Below are 15,918 nucleotides of genomic sequence, written 5' to 3'. Positions count from 1 at the left end.
AGGAACAGGCATGAACACATCAGTCGCACTGAACGCGCTGGCACGGGATGTCGAGCGCGTTGAGTCGGTGCGCGCGGTCAAGAATGTACAGCGCAGCTACGCCCAGCTCAGTCAGTTCGGGCAGTGGAAGGCGATGGCCGCGCTGTTCTCCGTCAACGGGATCGTGCGCTGGGGCGAGCAGACCATTACCGGGCACAGTGCAATCGCTGCATGGTTGGCGAGCACTGCCGGCGCAATGGACGGTCTGCTGCCGGGTTCATTGCACACGGAAGTCATCGACGAACCGCTGGTGAACCTTTCGGTCGACGGCTACACGGCCAAGGCCCGCTGGATGGGCCTGCGCTTTCTGGGCGACGGCGCCGGCTCCGCGCGAATCGAGGGAGGCCTTTACGAGAACGAGTATGTTCTCCAGGATGGCCGTTGGCGCATCTCGCTGCTGCATTACTACCCCCAGTACGAAGGCGAATACGCCGAAGGCTGGACCAACGTCGGCGGCGAAGACCTGCCGATCATTCCCGCGCACTTCACCGCCGACGAGGCCGGTGTGCCTATACCGCCGACGATAGGTGCCGCCCCACCCACAGCGGCCAGCGCCGCCGAGCTGGCGCACAGAGTCGACCTGCTCAATGACGAGGATGCCGTGCGCAACATTCAAAATGCGTACGGCTACTACGTCGACCGCAGAATGTGGAGCGACGTAGTCGATCTCTTCACCGATTCAGGCACCGTCCACATCGCCGGCGCCGGCGACTACTCGGGGCCGGAAGGCGTGCGCCAGGCCATGGAGAGGATGGGGCCGGAGGGTCTCACCCACGGCCACCTCAATGACCGCCCGATATTCGACCTGATGGTTCAGCTGCATCCTGGTGGTCAGGAGGCCACCACCCGCGGCATCGAGATCGGCATGCTCGCCGATGCCGACAAGCGCCAGGGCTCGTGGGAGTTCACGGTGTTCCGTAACCGCTTCGTCAAAGAAGGCGGGCTCTGGAAGCTCCAGGAACTCAACCTCACCCCGATCCTGCATGCCGATTACTTTCAGGGGTGGGCACACGGCGGCACAGCCGGGGCCACACCCCAAACCAACACCGAGATTCCCTCGTTTCTCGAGACGGTGCCTGCCGACGCAGCGCCGCCGGCGCATCCGCAGCCGATCGATCTGGCCGACCTCGAGCGACGGCTCTCTCGTTCGCACGCCTACGACGGAACCGAGAATGTCTCCTCGGCCTACGGCCTGTATATTGACGACTTCCAGTGGACGCAGATGGGCGCGATCTTCGCCGTGAACGGCAACAAGCAATCACCGTTCACGGGGTACTACCTCGGCCGCGACCGCATCATGGGCGCGGTCAATGCGAGCTGGGGGCCTGCGCCAAAGGCGCGCGGCAGCGTGTCCTTCCACTGGCGCACGCAACCGGTGATCCACGTCTCCCATGATGGCCGCTCCACGAATCTGCGCACGCGCCTGTTCCAGCCGCGCACCTCAAAGGACCCCGCCAGTTCGAGGCCCGAGTTCTACATGGGCGGCTTTCACTCCGGCATGTACCCCAACGACCAGGCTGTGCTTGAGGGCGGAATCTGGCGCCTGTGGAGCGTGACCATCGACGAACACTACTTTGCAACATACGACTGGAAGGGCGGCTGGGCATCCGTCGTCGATCGCCCAGATGGTGAGCCGCCGGCGCCGACCAGGCTGCTGAGTGTCTACCCGCCGGACATCAAGATCTCCGATCTGGGGCGGCGCGAGGAAGGATTCCGCGGCGGCACCGGCACGATGATCGAGTGGCCGGGCATTTTGCCCATGTGGTTCCACTACCGCAATCTCGTCAGCGGGCGCGTACCCGAGCGCTACTGGCCCGACTGCGTCCCCTCCGAGGCCGCACCCGACTCGCGGATGACCGCCCACTGCTACCAGATGCCGCCCAACGGACCCGAGATCGACGGCATCGAACAGCCCGTTGATGAGTAGGTGCCCATGCGAGAGGTGACGGCCGGGGTTTACGCCTCGAACCCGTCACAGATCGGGTCTATCGCCTCGGCGACGTAGCTCTGCAGCTCGCGCCTTGCTACGCCTGCGCGCGCCCATACTCCGCTCGCGGCGACGGCCGCGGCCACCACCGCGAACGCGGCGGGCTGCGCCGGAAAACGGCCGACGGCATCCAGACCGGTGCGTTCGTTCAGAAAGCGTTCGACAACGGATGCCATGCGCAGGAACCGCGGAAGCCCCGACGATTGCAGTTCCGCGGCGACTCCCATCGCATGCCACTGGGTGATGGCGAGAGGGATGGCGCCGGGGCTCAGCGCTGCAGCGGTGCGCAGGAATGCATTGCGAACCGCCCGCATCGGCGGCGTGTGCGGCAATTCGGCGGCCAGTTGTTCACTGAGCCGCTCCGTGCTGTCGTCGACACCGGCCCAGAGCACATCGCTCTTCGCATCGAAATAGTTGAAGAAGGTGTTTCGACTCACACCGGCGCGCTGCGCAATCTGCTCGACGGTCGTACCGGCGTACGTCTGCTCGAGAAACAGTTCGCAGGCCGCCTCTTCGAGCATCGCGCGCGAGGAGACGCGCTTGCGGCCAGGACGGGCATCCGCTGCTCTCACGTCATCTCCATTCGTGACTATTATTGGTCTCAGTACAATAATGCACTCCGGTGCGATCACCGAACCACAGCCGCTTCGGATCGCGCAGCACAATTTCGCCCTGCAGTTCCCACCACACAGAGGACCCATGTCTGCACGCCTGCTCCCCCGTACCACCCTCCTTGCCGTCGCAACCCTCGGTGTCGCCGCCCTCGCACTGACGGGCTGCGCGCCGCAGTCGTCGACGAGCGCCGGCAGCGACAAACCCGTCAGCGGCGGAACTCTCACCTACGCCAGCGGGGACGCCGAGCCCACCTGCCTCGACCCGCACGTCGGCGGCAACTACCCGCAGGCGCTCGTGGCCACGCAATACCTCGAAGAGCTCGTCTCCAAGAACAGCAAGGGTGAGATCATCCCGTGGCTGGCAACGAAGTGGACCGAGGCGAAGGACGGCCTGAGCTGGGACTTCACGCTCAAGCAGGGGGTGAAGTTCACCGATGGCACCCCGCTCGATGCGGCGGCCGTGCAGGCGAACGTGAATCACGTGCAAGACCCCGCCACGGCATCCTCTACCGGATATCTGGCGCTCGGAAAGGTGCAGTCAACCGAGATCGTGAGTGCCGATGTCATTCGCTTCACCCTCAGCGCGCCCGACAGCGCTCTGCTGGAGTCGCTCACGCAGCCCTGGCTGGCCATTGAATCGCCGACCGCTCTGAAGCGCAGCCAGCAGGTGAACTGCACGAGCCCCGTGGGCACCGGCCCTTTCATCGTGACGCAGTGGAAGAAGCAGGACTCCATCACGCTGGTGCGCAACGACGACTACACCTCCCCGCCTGCTGACGCGAAGCACAGTGGCAAGGCGTACCTGTCGAAGATCGTGTGGCGCTTCATTCCCGATTCGGCCTCGCGCTACGCCGCGCTCAAGGCCGGTGAGGTTGACGTGATAGACAACGCGCAGCCCGACACGATTGTGGCCGCAACCAAGGCGAAGACGCTCACCGAGCTGAACGCGCCGCGACCCGGCGCATCCAATCGCATCGAGTTGAACTCGGGCCAGGCGCCGTTCAACGACGTGAAGGTACGCGAGGCATTCATTCGCGCTGCCGACGTCAATGACGGCATCACGAGCCTGTTCTTCGATACCGCCAAGCGCTCCTATTCGCCGCTCTCGAGCGTCGAACCGCTGGGCGTCTCCGAGCCCGAACTCTTCAACTACGACCCCAAACAGGCGAATTCGCTGCTGGATGCCGCCGGCTGGAAGACCAGGGACAGCGCCGGATACCGCATCAAGGACGGCAAGCGCCTCACGGTGCTCTTCCCCGTGAGCACTAACCAGTCGATCCCGGCCGAACAGTCGCTCTTCGAGCAGATTCAGCAGACCACCAAGAAGGTCGGCTTCGAAGTGAAACTCGAGCCCATGGACCTCTCCAGCTGGTACACCGCCCTCGCCAAAAACGAGTACAACGCGGTGAGCGCGCCATACACGAAGGTCGGGCCCGACGTGCTTCGCATCCTGTACGACTCCAGCAGCATCACGCCGGCTCCCAGCGGATACTTCGCCAATCTCGCCCAGGTCAACATTCCGTCGCTGGATGCCACGCTGCAGAAGGCCGCGGAGGTCTCGAATCCGACCGAGCGAGCCGCGCTCTACGCGAAGGCGCAGAAGACGGTGCTGGAGGGCTACTACCTGCTGCCGTTGTACGACCAGCAGAACCACTATCTGCTGCGCAACTCCGTTGTGGGCATGCGCGCGCTGCCGAGCGTGTCGACCCCGCTGTTCTACGACGCCTGGCTGCGTCGGTGACGCTGGCGGCGGGAGCCGTAACCGCAGCGACGTCGGCCCCGGCCGCGCGTTCGATACGGCGACTGCTCCCGTGGCTGGCGATTCGTCTCGCCGGACTCGTCTTCGTGCTCTGGGCCGCCGCGACGGTCACGTTCTTCGCGATGCGGCTCATTCCGGGTGACCCCGCGCAGGCCATTCTGGGCGGGCCCGGCTCGCAGGCCAGCCCGGAGGCGCTCGCTCACGCACGCGCCGAGTACGGTCTCGACCTGCCGCTGTTCGTGCAGTACGTGCGTCAGCTGGGGCGATACGCCGTCGGCGACTTCGGCAGCTCGTATTCACTGCACGACACCGTGGCCCACGTGATAGGTGAACAGCTCGGGGGCACGCTCACGCTTGCCGTGGTCTCGCTCGCCGTGGCCTGGGTCATCGCACTCGGCCTGGCCACCTGGTCGGTACGCGGCGGTCGCGTGGCGTGGGCGATCGGCTCGGGCATGGAGATCGTGGCGGCCGCCGTGCCGCATTTCTGGCTGGCGACGGTGCTCATTCTGCTCTTCAGTTCCACGCTCGGCTGGTTGCCCGCCGTCAATGTTCCCGGCCCACTCGGGATCGTGTTGCCCGCGCTCACCCTGGCCGTGCCGCTCGCCGGATTCCTCGGTCAGGTCATGCGCGAATCGCTGCTGGATGCGCTGCACTCCCCTTTCGTTCTCACGGCTCGGGCTCGCGGCGAATCGGGGGGTGGCGTGTTGTGGCGCCACGCGTTGCGTCACGCCGCACTGCCGGCGATCAGCCTCTCCGGCTGGGCATTCGGTTCGCTCATCAGCGGCGCGGTTGTCGTCGAGACGATCTTCGCCCGCCCCGGAATCGGCCGCTCGCTGTTGAGCGCCGTGCAGAGCCGAGACGTGCCGCTCGTGAGCGGCATCGTGCTGGTCGTGGCGCTGGCCTACTGCCTGGTCACCGTCGCATCCGATCTTCTGGATCGCGTCGCCGACCCGCGGCTGAGGGGCAGGGCATCGTGAAGCGGTTCCGTCCGTCCGCCACCGAGGTGATCTGTATTCTCATCATCGCGTGGCTGCTGCTGTGTGCGGTGGTGCCCGGCCTCGTCGCATCCGGGGACCCGCTGGCTATTCACCCACGCGAGGCCTTTGAGGCGCCGTCGTTCGCACACTGGTTCGGCACAGACGAATCCGGCCGCGACCTGTATACGCGTGTCGTGCACGGTGCGGGGCCATCGCTCGTGATCGGTGTTTCGGCGACGGCCATCGGCATGGTGCTGGCGACCGTGCTCGGCGCGGCCGCGGGGCTCGGTCCGCGATGGCTCGACTTTGGCTCGACCCGCGTCGTTGAGGTGATGTTCGCCTTTCCCGGGCTGCTGCTCGCGCTCCTGTTCATCGTGGTCTACGGGCCCGGCATCGTGACCTCGACCATCGCGGTCGGATTGGCGACGGCGCCCGGCTACGCGCGCATCATCCGCAGCCAGATGCTTTCGGTGCGTGGCGCGCCATTCGTCGAGGCGGCCCTCGTGCTCGGCCGCACGCCGTGGTGGCGGCTCTCCCGTGCGATCCTGCCCAATGTGGGCGGCACGCTCTTCGTGCTCGTGACGCTCGGGGTGGGGCAGTCCATTGTTTGGGCCTCGTCGCTGAGCTATCTCGGGCTCGGTGCACAGCCGCCGACCGCGGAGTGGGGCGCCATGCTCTCGGCGGGCCGCACCTACATCGACACTGCCTGGTGGATGACCTTCTTTCCCGGGCTGGTCATCGTGCTCAGCGCGGCAACGGCCACCGTGCTGGGCCGATCGCTGCAGAGCAGAACGAGAAACTCATGACACCGGATGCCCTGCTCACCGTCTCGAAGCTGTCGGTGCGTTTTTCTCGTGACGCTTCCCCCGTTGTCGACAACGTCTCGTTCTCGATTCGCGCCGGGGAGTGCCTGGCGCTGGTCGGCGAATCCGGCTCCGGGAAGAGCGTGACCGCGCGCACGCTCATAGGACTGACCGGCAGGAATGCGCTGCTGCGCTCGGACGCCCTCACGCTGGGCGGTGAGTCGCTCGTCTCGCAGTCGGCGCGCGCGTGGCGGCGCATCCGGGGTGCCCGCATCGGTTTCGTGCTGCAGGATGCGCTCGGCTCGCTCGACCCGCTGCGCACCGTCGGTCGCGAGATCGACGACGCCCTGCGCCTGCACACCGCGCTTTCCGCCGGTCAGCGCCGCGAGCGCGTATTGCAGCTGCTGGCGGACGCGGGCGTGCCCGATCCCGAGTTGCGTGCCGGGCAGCGGGCGGGCGAGCTCTCTGGCGGCTTGCGCCAGCGGGCGCTCATCGCGTCGGCCGTGGCGCTCGATCCTCCGCTGCTCATTGCCGACGAGCCGACGACCGCGCTGGACGTGACCGTGCAGGAGCAGATTCTGGGGTTGCTCGACGGGCTGCGCTCCCGCGGCACGGCCGTGCTGCTGATCAGTCACGACCTCTCGGTGGTTCAGCGGGTAGCGGATCGGGTGGCTGTCATGCGCGCCGGTCGCATCGTGGAGACGGGAGAGACCGCCGAGGTGCTGGGCGCGCCTCAGCACGAGTACACGAAGGCGCTGCTGCGCGCGGTGCCGGGTCGGCATCCACGCGGAACACGACTGACTGCGTCTTCGACTCGAGGGGTTCCCTCGCTCGCGGGCTCAGCGACCGAAAAGCACGACACGTACGAGCCAGCCCTTCAACTTCTCTCCATCTCCAAGCGATTCCGCACCCTCCAGGCCGTCGACGACGTCACTCTCACCATCGCACCGGGCACGACACTCGGCCTCGTCGGCGAATCCGGATCAGGCAAGAGCACGATCGCCCGCATCGCCCTCGGCCTCACCGCCCCCGACGCCGGCGAGGTGCGACTCCTCGGCGAACCGTGGAGCCCGCTGCCCGAATCGCAGCGCCGAGCCCGGCGCGGCCTGATCGGCGCGATCTACCAGGATCCACTGGCCTCCTTCGACCCTCGTTGGACGGTCGGTGCATTGCTCGCCGATGCGCTGAGCAGCGGTCGCAGCGCGCGGCCCGGTAAGCACGGCAGCAGCGAGCGCGACCGCATCGCCGAACTGTTGCACTCGGTCGGGCTCAGCCCCGACCTCCTGCGCCGTCGCACGAGCGGCCTGTCGGGCGGCCAGCGCCAGCGCGTCTCGATCGCGCGCGCGATAGCGCCGCACCCGCGGGTGCTCGTCTGCGACGAGCCCGTCTCCTCGCTCGACGTATCGGTGCAGGCGCAGGTCCTCGACCTGCTCGACGAGTTGCAAGAGCGCCTTGGAGTCAGCTACCTCTTCGTCTCCCACGACCTGGGCGTGATCAGGCATGTCAGCGACACGATCGCCGTGATGAGCCAGGGCCGCATCGTCGAGACCGGGGCCGCGGAGGCGGTGTTTGCCGAGCCGCAGCATCCGTACACGCAGCGACTGCTCGCATCCGCCCTGCACCGAGCGTTCTGAGCTGACGTCAGACGTGGCGAGCACCGTATTCTGAACGACATGCTGGCATCCGCTCCTCTGATCCGCGAACCTCGACCGGATGACGTTGAGGACCTGGCCGCCGTGCACGTGCACGGTTGGCGCGATACGTACGGACATCTGCTGCCGGAAAGGTTCTACGGCGCCGAAGCGCTCGAGCAACGCCGACGGCAGTGGACCGAATGGACGCGCAGTGCGGAGAATCCTGCACCCGGAAGATGTTTGCGCGTTGCTGAGCTCGAAGACCGGGTCATCGGGGTCGCGTTCTCCGGGCCGTCGGTCGGCGACGACGCGCTGCGTAAAACGGAGCTGTACATGATCTATGTGCTCACCGCTCATCACGGTACCGGCGCGGGCCAGGCGCTCCTCGACGCTGTGCTCGACGATCGCCCGGCCCAACTCTGGGTCGCCGAGAACAACCCCCGCGCCCACGCGTTTTACCGCCGCAACGGATTCGCCCTCAGCGGCATTCGCCGGGTCGATGCAGAGCTCAACGACCTCGCCGAGGTGCGCCTCGTGCGTTAGGGAGGGTCGGTCAACTCAAGAACGTGGCGGTAATTCTCGCGCAGATGCCTCGGTTGCCACGCCGCCGTCGGCCATGACTTTGACAGTATCGCGCTCCGTCGCTCCGTCCTAGAGTAAAGAGCGACAGCGAGCAGAGTTCATCAGAACAGGGGAACGCTTCATGAATGCAGTGCTGCACGATGCGGAAACGATCGCCGATCGGCTCGTCGAGACCTACAAGGATCTTCACTCGCATCCGGAGCTGTCGTTCGCCGAACACCGCACCGCCGGGATCGTCGAGGCACGTCTTGGGGAACTGGGCTTCGAGGTGACCGCGGGTATCGGCCAGACCGGCGTCGTCGGTGTCGCACGAAACGGCGAGGGGCCCACCGTGCTTGTGCGTGCGGACATGGATGCGCTTCCCGTGCATGAGGAGACCGGCCTCGACTATGCGAGCACGGCTCGCACGACGGATCCGGATGGCCACGATGTTGCCGTGATGCACGCCTGCGGACATGACGTGCACGTCACCTGTCTGCTCGGCGCGGCCGAGTTGCTTCTCGATCACAAAGCGGAGTGGTCGGGCACTCTCGTCGTTCTCTTTCAGCCGGCCGAGGAGTATGGCGGGGGCGCGCTGGAGATGATCAACGACCGGCTGTACGAGCGCGTGCCCACCCCCGATATTGTGCTGGGCCAGCACGTTGGTCCCGCACCGGCGGGCCTGGTCGGCGCGCATCCCGGTTCAGCTTTCGCCGGGGCCGATTCCCTGCGCATACGCATGTTCGGTCGAGGAGGGCACGGGTCGCGACCCGAGACAACGATCGACCCGATTGTGATGGCAGCGGCGACCGTTATGCGGCTGCAGACCGTGGTCTCCCGCGACATCGCCGGCAGTGACATGGCTGTCGTGACCGTCGGCCAGTTGCATGCCGGAACGAAAAACAACATCATTCCCGAGGAGGCGACCCTGGGTGTCACCATCCGCACGGCTACCGTGCCGGTGCGCGAGCGGGTACTCGGAGCGATGCGCCGAATTGTGTACGCCGAGGCGGCGGCATCCGGGGCGGAGCGGGAGCCCGAGATCGTCACCGAGGAGACGTTCCCGGTGCTCGTCAACGATCCGGATGCCACGGAGCGCACCGTGGGCGCGTTCCGCACCGCGTTCGGCGAGCAGCGCGTCTTGGACCCGGGGGCGGTCACCGGCAGCGAAGACGTCGGAGAGCTCTCAACGGCTGCTGGCGCGCCACTCGTGTACTGGATCCTCGGTGGCGTGGACGCCCAGCAATATGCTGCTGCCGTCGCGGCCGACCGTGTTGACAGCGACATTCCCTCGAACCACTCTCCGCATTTCGCGCCGGTCATCCGGCCGACGCTCGACACCGGCATCGCTGCACTGTCCGTCGCCGCATTGGAATGGTTCTCGAACTGATTCGCTCGTGAGAGTCGCAACTTTTTTTGCTGATCAGAGGAAAGATGCTTTCCCCTGCGAAGTGGGCTATGGTCATCGGAAGCACGCCATCTGACAAAGGGAAGCGGAGTGAAAATGGCTGGTAAATCGCCTCGTGGAGAAAAGACGAAGAAGGCCGCGCAGCTGTCGTTGAAAGACAAGCGGGCGCAGAAGCGGGAGAAGACCGAAACGGAATTCATCAAGCCGCGCAAGAGCCGCTAAGCGCTACTGAATCACTACCGAATGGACCTCGTCGCTTTCTCGCCGGGGTCCATTCGAATGTCGGTGGTCGGGTATTGACTTGGTTCATGGAAGAGGCGCCGTCGCTGTTCGATGATTCCAAGCCCGAAGATCGGGTCGGGTTCGGCATCGCGCGCGCCGAAGTGGCAGCTCGTGGTGCTGCCCTAGCGATGGCGGAGCAATTGGCGGCTATCGGTGACACGGTGGCTGAGGCGGTCGCGTTTCCGCACGTGTTTCTTGGTTCCGGATGCGGCACCGGTCGTGAGGCGGTCGAGTTCGCCCGCCGGGCCGCTATCGCCGAACTCGCCACCGGGTTGGGGCTCGCCGAGTCTGTCGTGGCTGCGCAGGCGGCTGAGGCCGAGACGATGCGCACCCGGCTGCCGAGGTTGTGGGCGCTGTTCCGTGCCGGTGAAATCTCGTATCAGAATGCTCGCATCATCGCCGAACAGGCCGCCCTGTTGCCTGAGGATGCCGAGGTTCTTACTGTTTTCGATGACACGCTGACCCCGCTGGCTGAAACGCTCACCGCCGCCAAACTGCGCCTGCGGGCACGTGCTCTGCGCGAGAAACTGCATGATGAGTCGTTGACTGACCGGCACCGCCGGGCAATGGCCGACCGCCGCATCTACCTGGAGGCAGCACCAGACGGGATGGCCTGGCTGAGTGCGCTTCTGCCGGCCGACGTCGCCCACCGGGCCTTCGCCGGCATCGACGCGAATGCCCGGCACCTGTTCGCCCAGCCCGATGAGCAACGCACCTTGGCCCAGTTGCGGGCCGATGTTGCCGGGCAGATCCTCACCGGTGACGGCACAGCCTCCGAAGTCGGCGCCACCGTGAGTATCACCGTTCCCGTACTGACGGCGATGGGCGAGAGCGACGAACCCGGATTCCTCGACGGTTATGGCCCGATCGATGCAGACACGGCCCGCCGCATGGCCGCGAAGGCGCCCTCCTTTCACCGTATTCTCACGCATCCGGTGACCAGCGCAATCCTGGATGTGGATCGCACCAGCTACCGGGTCCCGGCCGACATGCGCCGCTGGCTGGCCGCCCGTGACGGCGGATGCGTGTTCCCCGGCTGCAACCGCCGCCCCGAGAACTGCGACATCGACCACACCACCGCGTGGCAACACGGCGGCACCACCGAAGCGAACAACCTCGCCCACCTCTGCCGCCACCACCACCGGCTCAAACACAAGACGAGGTGGAACCTCGACAGAGACAGCAACGGGCGACTGAGGTGGACAACCCCCACCGGCGCCACCCGCACCACCGACCCGCCACCGTTCTGAGAGCCAGGATGCACGGTGCATGGCGCAGCGGTTCTCAGCCGATTGATCCGGTTCGACCCCAGTGCGCCATGATCTCGCCGATGTGCTGAGGTGTCAGCATGAACGCTGGCGTCAGTTCTTCCCAGCCCGGCTCTTTGACCCGACGACTGTATGCGGCATGCGCGGCGTCCAACGGCAGGGACTCGTCGAGACCGCCGCCATCGGCGCCCATCAGGCTCAGGTGATACATCCACAACCTCCCGTCGGCTTCGCGGTGCTTGAACGTTGCTTCGAACACCTGGCGTTCGTTCGAGAGTGCCGCCTCGTGTTCCGGATAGCGGTCGTTGAGCACCGCCATCCACTCGTCGAACTCCTCTTCCTTGTCCTCGACAATCCGCGCGCGGCTGAGCTCGAGGCGCAATCCCGCTGGCACGGAGGAAGGCATCGGGTGCCCGGGGAAACCGTCCCGGGGTTCAGGCCGAAACGGCGTGAACGGTTCTCGCGTGGTCATTCAGTCGTCCTCCCTAATCCAGTGCCCCGGGCGCTCGAGTCCGGTCGGCAGCCGGGTGGCCGCGTCTCCATTGGCTGCATTGACCTGTGTTTGTGTGAGGAAAAGGGCCGCAGAGAGGTCGGCACCGCGCACATCCGCATCACGCATATCCGCACCGATCAGGTCGACGGCGCCGAGGTTCGCCCCGCGCAGATCGGCGGCGATGAGATAGGCGCCACGCAGATTCGCTCCGCGCAGGTCCTGGCCCGCGAGTGCCGCCCCCATGAGGTCCGCGCCACGGCGCACCTTTCGCGGAAGCGCGGCGACATCCGCCGGGCGCGCGTCGGCCCTTGCACGTTCGCTCGCCGCGGTCAGCAGCACGTTCACGGCATCCCGTTGCGCATCCACATCGAGAGCCAGAAGATCTTCCGCGCTTCCGAGAGTCAACCGCTCGGTCTCGGTGTACGCCCGCTCGAGCTCGCCTTGGAGCGCGCTCGCTTCGGGCATCCGCATCGCCTCACGCAGGTACCAGAGCAGCTCCTGCAATTGCCGCATCACGGGCAACAGGGCAAACATCTGATCCCGAGAATCCGGCTCCTCCCGCCAGTTGCGGCCTTCGAACGTCGTCTGCGAGATCTTCTGGCCGGCTCCGAAACAGTCGTAGACCGTGCAGCCCTTGAAACCGCTCTCGCGTAACCGCGAATGGATGCCGCAGCGAAAGTCCTCCTGCAGGTTCACGCACGGCTCGCCGGCATCTTTGTCGATGGCGAAGTCCGACGAGCGGGAGAACGCCAGCGCCACGCAGCAGAGGCCGAAACAGTTCGCGCAGTCCGCCTTCAGCGGGTCCTTCGCGAGCAGATCGGTGGATGCGAGCATCCGCCAATTCTCGCATGCAGGCCCTTGTCGCTTAAGCTTGATTCAATCCCCCACACTTAGGCACCCCGAGACACGGTGCCGCATATAGCGACACGAAGGCAGAGCCATGACCAACCCCGAACGCGTTCCCGACAAGCCCGCACTCGAGGGGCTGGAAGGCAAGTGGGGCGATCGTTGGGAGAACGACGGCACGTATCGCTTCGACCGCGAGCGACTCAACCGCGACGCGATCTATTCGATCGACACTCCCCCGCCCACCGCATCGGGCTCGCTGCACATCGGGCACGTCTTCAGCTACACACACACGGATGTCGTGGCCCGCTACCAGCGCATGCGCGGCAAGAACGTGTTCTATCCGATGGGCTGGGACGACAACGGCCTGCCCACCGAGCGCCGGGTGCAGAACTACTACGGCGTGCGCTGCGACCCCCGCCTGCCCTACGAGGCCGACTTCGTTCCGCCGTTCGAGGGCGGAGACAACAAAAGCAGCAAGGCCGCCGACCAGAAGCCCATCTCGCGCCGCAACTTCATCGAGCTGTGCGAGCGGCTCACGGTCGAAGACGAGAAGCAGTTCGAGGCGGTCTGGCGCGCCCTCGGTCTCTCGGTCGACTGGACGCAGAGCTACCGCACCATTGGGCACGAGTCGCTGCACGCCTCGCAGCTGGGCTTTCTGCGCAACATCGAGCGCGGCGAGGCCTACCAGGCCATGGCACCCACGCTCTGGGATGTGACCTTCCGCACTGCGGTCGCCCAGGCCGAGCTCGAGGATCGCGACCAGCCCGGTACCTACCACCGCCTGGCGTTCCACGGCGCAAGTGGGCCCGTGCACATCGAGACGACCCGGCCGGAACTGCTGCCGGCCTGTGTTGCGCTCGTCGCACATCCGGACGACGAGCGCTACAAGGCGCTCTTCGGCACCACCGTCACCACGCCCGTCTTCGGCGTCGAGGTGCCGGTGCTCGCCCACCATCTGGCGCAGCCCGACAAGGGCAGCGGCATCGCCATGATCTGCACCTTCGGCGACATCACCGACGTGGTGTGGTGGCGCGAACTCGATCTGCCGAACCGCGCAATTCTCGGCTTCGACGGGCGCATCGTGAGCGAGACGCCCGAGTGGATCTCCACGACCGCCGGCCAGGATGCCTACGCCCAACTTGCCGGCAAGACCGTGTTCTCGGCCAAGCAGGCCGTCGTCGAGCTACTGCGCGCATCCGGCGATCTCGAGGGCGAGCCGAAGAACATCACGCACCCGGTCAAGTTCTTCGAGAAGGGCGAGAAGCCGCTCGAGATCGTCTCGACCCGGCAGTGGTACGTCACGAACGGCGCGCGCGACGAGGAACTGCGTGCTCGCCTGATCGAGCTCGGCGCGGGCCTCGACTGGCACCCCGACTTCATGCGCGTGCGCTACGAGAACTGGGTGGGGGGCCTCTCCGGCGACTGGCTCATCTCCCGCCAGCGCTTCTTCGGCGTGCCGATTCCGGTCTGGTACCCGCTTGACGGCGACGGCAACCCGGTTTTCGACAGCCCGATTCTGCCTGCGCACGAGCAGTTGCCCGTCGACCCCGCAGCGGATGCCGCGCCCGGCTACGACGAGTCCCAGCGCGGTGTCGCAGGCGGCTTCATCGGCGAGGTCGACGTGATGGACACGTGGATGACCTCCTCCCTCACCCCGCAGCTCGCGGGCGGCTGGGAGCGCGACCCGGAGTTGTTCGACGCCGTGTACCCGTATGACCTGCGTCCCCAGGGCCAGGACATCATTCGCACCTGGCTGTTTTCTACGATGCTGCGGTCCCAGCTCGAAGAGGGCACCGCGCCGTGGAAGCACGCCGCGCTTTCGGGCTTCATCGTCGACCCCGACCGCAAGAAGATGTCGAAGTCCAAGGGCAATGTCGTCACGCCCGCCGACATTCTCGAGCAGCACGGCTCGGATGCGGTGCGCTACTGGGCTGCGTCGAGTCGCCTCGGCACCGACGCGGCCTTCGATCCGCAGAACCCCACGCAGATCAAGATCGGGCGCAGGCTGTCGATCAAGATTCTCAACGCCGCCAAGTTCATCCTCGGTTTTCCGGTCCCTGAGCTTGCCGAAGGGCCCATTCTGACTGCGCTTGACGCGAGCATGCTCGAAAACCTCGACCGGGTCGTCGCCGAGGCCACGAAGGCCTTCGACGAGTATGACCACGCGCGCGCCCTCGAGGTCACCGAGACCTTCTTCTGGACGTTCTGCGACGACTATCTCGAGCTGGTCAAGGAGCGCGCATACGGACAGGACGGCGACACCGCCGGCCAGCAGTCGGCCGTGACCGCCCTGCGCACAGCCCTCTCCGCCCTGCTGCGCCTCTTTGCACCGTTCGTGCCGTTTGCCACCGAAGAGTCCTGGTCGTGGTTCAACGACTCCTCCGTGCACACGGCCGAGTGGCCGGTGCCGAGCGAGCCGGGCGATGCGGGGCGTGAGCATCTGGCGGTGTTGCGGCTCGCGAGCGAGGCGCTCACGAGCATCCGCCGTGCCAAGACGGATGCCAAGGTCTCGCAGAAGACGCCTATCACGAGCGCCACGATCACCGCGCCTGCCGAGCAACTTGCCGCGCTGCGCGAGGCGGCCGTTGACCTCAGCGCCGTCGGTCGCATTGCGAGCCTGACGTTCGCCGAGTCAGCGGAACTCTCCGTCACTGACATCGTGCTGGCCGAGACGCCGGAGGCGGCGAAGTGAGCGTGCAGGTTCGGCCGGTCTCCAGCGACGACTTCTTCGCCTGGCTCGAGCTGTATGCCGGCTACAACACCTTCTACGAGCTCGAACTCACCGACACGAAGGCCCTGCGCGTGTGGGGCTGGCTCACGGATGCGACGCACGAGTTGCGCGCCTTCCTCGCCGTCGACGAGACCGACACGCCGATCGGGCTCGCCCACTATCGAGGCTTCGCCAGGCCGAGCAGCGGCACAAGCGGCCTGTATCTCGATGACCTGTTCGTCGCGCAGAATGCGCGCGGTCGCGGGGCTGCCACCGCGCTCATCGAGGCCGTGCGCGAACGCGCCGCTGCAGAGCGCCGATCGGTGGTGCGCTGGATCACCGCGGCCGACAATGAGACGGCGCAGCGCGTGTATGACCGCGTCGCGACTCGCACCGATTGGGTCACCTACGACCTCAACCCGTAATCCTGATGCATTCCGACTCCCAGACGTACACTTCGTCTGAAGGGCGCCCTGCACGGTAGTGTCGCAGAAGGAAAGTATGACGGGCCCGCGGGGATCAGTTACAGGAGGC

14 protein-coding genes are annotated in these 15,918 nt (G+C 66.2%); 11 read left to right on the top strand and 3 right to left on the bottom strand.

The window, feature by feature from the left end; translation table 11 throughout:
- The first annotated feature begins 10 nt into the window (after positions 1 to 10).
- A complete protein-coding gene (locus ASC63_RS11540) occupies positions 11 to 1,966 on the top strand; it encodes a nuclear transport factor 2 family protein (RefSeq protein WP_055813346.1) in 1,956 nt (651 codons plus the stop codon).
- Positions 1,967 to 1,995: 29 nt separating this feature from the next.
- Here the strand turns inward: ASC63_RS11540 and ASC63_RS11535 are convergent, their stop codons facing one another.
- Complete coding sequence (locus tag ASC63_RS11535; RefSeq protein WP_055813343.1) at positions 1,996 to 2,598, bottom strand: TetR/AcrR family transcriptional regulator; 603 nt, start codon at positions 2,596 to 2,598, stop codon at positions 1,996 to 1,998.
- 127 nt (positions 2,599 to 2,725) lie between these two features.
- Here ASC63_RS11535 and ASC63_RS11530 point away from each other — a divergent pair, with 127 nt between their 5' ends.
- The 8 genes from ASC63_RS11530 (at position 2,726) to ASC63_RS11500 (ending at position 11,314) form a co-directional block, all read left to right on the top strand.
- Positions 2,726 to 4,381, top strand: a complete 1,656-nt coding sequence (locus tag ASC63_RS11530) for an ABC transporter substrate-binding protein (protein ID WP_055813340.1) — start codon at positions 2,726 to 2,728, stop codon at positions 4,379 to 4,381.
- A 53-nt stretch (positions 4,382 to 4,434) separates the two neighbouring features.
- Complete coding sequence (locus ASC63_RS11525; RefSeq protein ID WP_055815438.1) at positions 4,435 to 5,376, top strand: ABC transporter permease; 942 nt, start codon at positions 4,435 to 4,437, stop codon at positions 5,374 to 5,376.
- The gene (locus tag ASC63_RS11520; RefSeq protein WP_235492217.1) at positions 5,373 to 6,182 is read left to right on the top strand and encodes an ABC transporter permease; all 810 of its coding nucleotides are present in this window, start codon (positions 5,373 to 5,375) and stop codon (positions 6,180 to 6,182) included. The genes ASC63_RS11525 and ASC63_RS11520 overlap by 4 nt, the downstream gene beginning before the upstream one ends.
- Positions 6,179 to 7,813 (top strand): dipeptide ABC transporter ATP-binding protein, encoded by a 1,635-nt coding sequence (locus tag ASC63_RS11515; RefSeq protein WP_055813337.1) that lies wholly within the window; start codon positions 6,179 to 6,181, stop codon positions 7,811 to 7,813. Before ASC63_RS11520 ends, ASC63_RS11515 begins: the two co-directional genes overlap by 4 nt.
- 39 nt (positions 7,814 to 7,852) lie before the next feature.
- On the top strand, positions 7,853 to 8,356 hold the full coding sequence (locus ASC63_RS11510; protein ID WP_055813335.1) for a GNAT family N-acetyltransferase: 504 nt from the start codon (positions 7,853 to 7,855) through the stop codon (positions 8,354 to 8,356).
- Between the two features lie 160 nt (positions 8,357 to 8,516).
- Positions 8,517 to 9,764 (top strand): amidohydrolase, encoded by a 1,248-nt coding sequence (locus tag ASC63_RS11505; protein ID WP_055813332.1) that lies wholly within the window; start codon positions 8,517 to 8,519, stop codon positions 9,762 to 9,764.
- A gap of 114 nt (positions 9,765 to 9,878) precedes the next feature.
- The gene (locus tag ASC63_RS16755; RefSeq protein ID WP_268765156.1) at positions 9,879 to 10,004 is read left to right on the top strand and encodes a hypothetical protein; all 126 of its coding nucleotides are present in this window, start codon (positions 9,879 to 9,881) and stop codon (positions 10,002 to 10,004) included.
- An 86-nt stretch (positions 10,005 to 10,090) separates the two neighbouring features.
- Positions 10,091 to 11,314 carry an HNH endonuclease signature motif containing protein gene (locus tag ASC63_RS11500; protein ID WP_055813329.1) on the top strand — a complete coding sequence of 408 codons (1,224 nt, stop codon included), beginning with the start codon at positions 10,091 to 10,093 and terminating at the stop codon, positions 11,312 to 11,314.
- Between the two features lie 34 nt (positions 11,315 to 11,348).
- On the opposite strand, the gene ASC63_RS11495 is transcribed toward ASC63_RS11500, so the two are convergent.
- Both ASC63_RS11495 and ASC63_RS11490 read right to left on the bottom strand, forming a co-directional pair.
- On the bottom strand, positions 11,349 to 11,738 hold the full coding sequence (locus tag ASC63_RS11495) for a DUF6176 family protein (protein WP_235492215.1): 390 nt from the start codon (positions 11,736 to 11,738) through the stop codon (positions 11,349 to 11,351).
- Positions 11,739 to 11,804: 66 nt separating this feature from the next.
- On the bottom strand, positions 11,805 to 12,659 hold the full coding sequence (locus ASC63_RS11490; protein ID WP_055813324.1) for a pentapeptide repeat-containing protein: 855 nt from the start codon (positions 12,657 to 12,659) through the stop codon (positions 11,805 to 11,807).
- 106 nt (positions 12,660 to 12,765) lie between these two features.
- Between ASC63_RS11490 and valS the strand changes: the two genes are divergently transcribed.
- Both valS and ASC63_RS11480 read left to right on the top strand, forming a co-directional pair.
- Positions 12,766 to 15,366, top strand: coding sequence for a valine--tRNA ligase (gene valS, locus ASC63_RS11485; protein ID WP_055813321.1), 2,601 nt, complete (start codon positions 12,766 to 12,768; stop codon positions 15,364 to 15,366).
- The gene (locus ASC63_RS11480; protein WP_055813318.1) at positions 15,363 to 15,809 is read left to right on the top strand and encodes a GNAT family N-acetyltransferase; all 447 of its coding nucleotides are present in this window, start codon (positions 15,363 to 15,365) and stop codon (positions 15,807 to 15,809) included. Before valS ends, ASC63_RS11480 begins: the two co-directional genes overlap by 4 nt.
- Positions 15,810 to 15,918 lie beyond the last annotated feature (109 nt).

Source organism: Leifsonia sp. Root112D2 (assembly GCF_001424905.1).
Taxonomy (GTDB): Bacteria; Actinomycetota; Actinomycetes; order Actinomycetales; family Microbacteriaceae; genus Root112D2.
Note: the sequence above shows the minus strand (reverse complement) of the source record. Positions and strands in the feature narration are given on the sequence as shown.

What these genes read in the sequence shown, in the direction of transcription:
- ASC63_RS11490 (WP_055813324.1), bottom strand. Translation starts at nt 12,659, where the DNA reads ATGCTCGCATCCACCGATCTGCTCGCGAAGGACCCGCTGAAGGCGGAC.
- ASC63_RS11510 (WP_055813335.1), top strand. Translation starts at nt 7,853, where the DNA reads ATGCTGGCATCCGCTCCTCTGATCCGCGAACCTCGACCGGATGACGTT.
- ASC63_RS11540 (WP_055813346.1), top strand. Translation starts at nt 11, where the DNA reads ATGAACACATCAGTCGCACTGAACGCGCTGGCACGGGATGTCGAGCGC.
- ASC63_RS11505 (WP_055813332.1), top strand. Translation starts at nt 8,517, where the DNA reads ATGAATGCAGTGCTGCACGATGCGGAAACGATCGCCGATCGGCTCGTC.
- ASC63_RS11500 (WP_055813329.1), top strand. Translation starts at nt 10,091, where the DNA reads ATGGAAGAGGCGCCGTCGCTGTTCGATGATTCCAAGCCCGAAGATCGG.
- ASC63_RS16755 (WP_268765156.1), top strand. Translation starts at nt 9,879, where the DNA reads ATGGCTGGTAAATCGCCTCGTGGAGAAAAGACGAAGAAGGCCGCGCAG.
- ASC63_RS11495 (WP_235492215.1), bottom strand. Translation starts at nt 11,738, where the DNA reads ATGCCTTCCTCCGTGCCAGCGGGATTGCGCCTCGAGCTCAGCCGCGCG.
- ASC63_RS11515 (WP_055813337.1), top strand. Translation starts at nt 6,179, where the DNA reads ATGACACCGGATGCCCTGCTCACCGTCTCGAAGCTGTCGGTGCGTTTT.
- valS (WP_055813321.1), top strand. Translation starts at nt 12,766, where the DNA reads ATGACCAACCCCGAACGCGTTCCCGACAAGCCCGCACTCGAGGGGCTG.
- ASC63_RS11530 (WP_055813340.1), top strand. Translation starts at nt 2,726, where the DNA reads ATGTCTGCACGCCTGCTCCCCCGTACCACCCTCCTTGCCGTCGCAACC.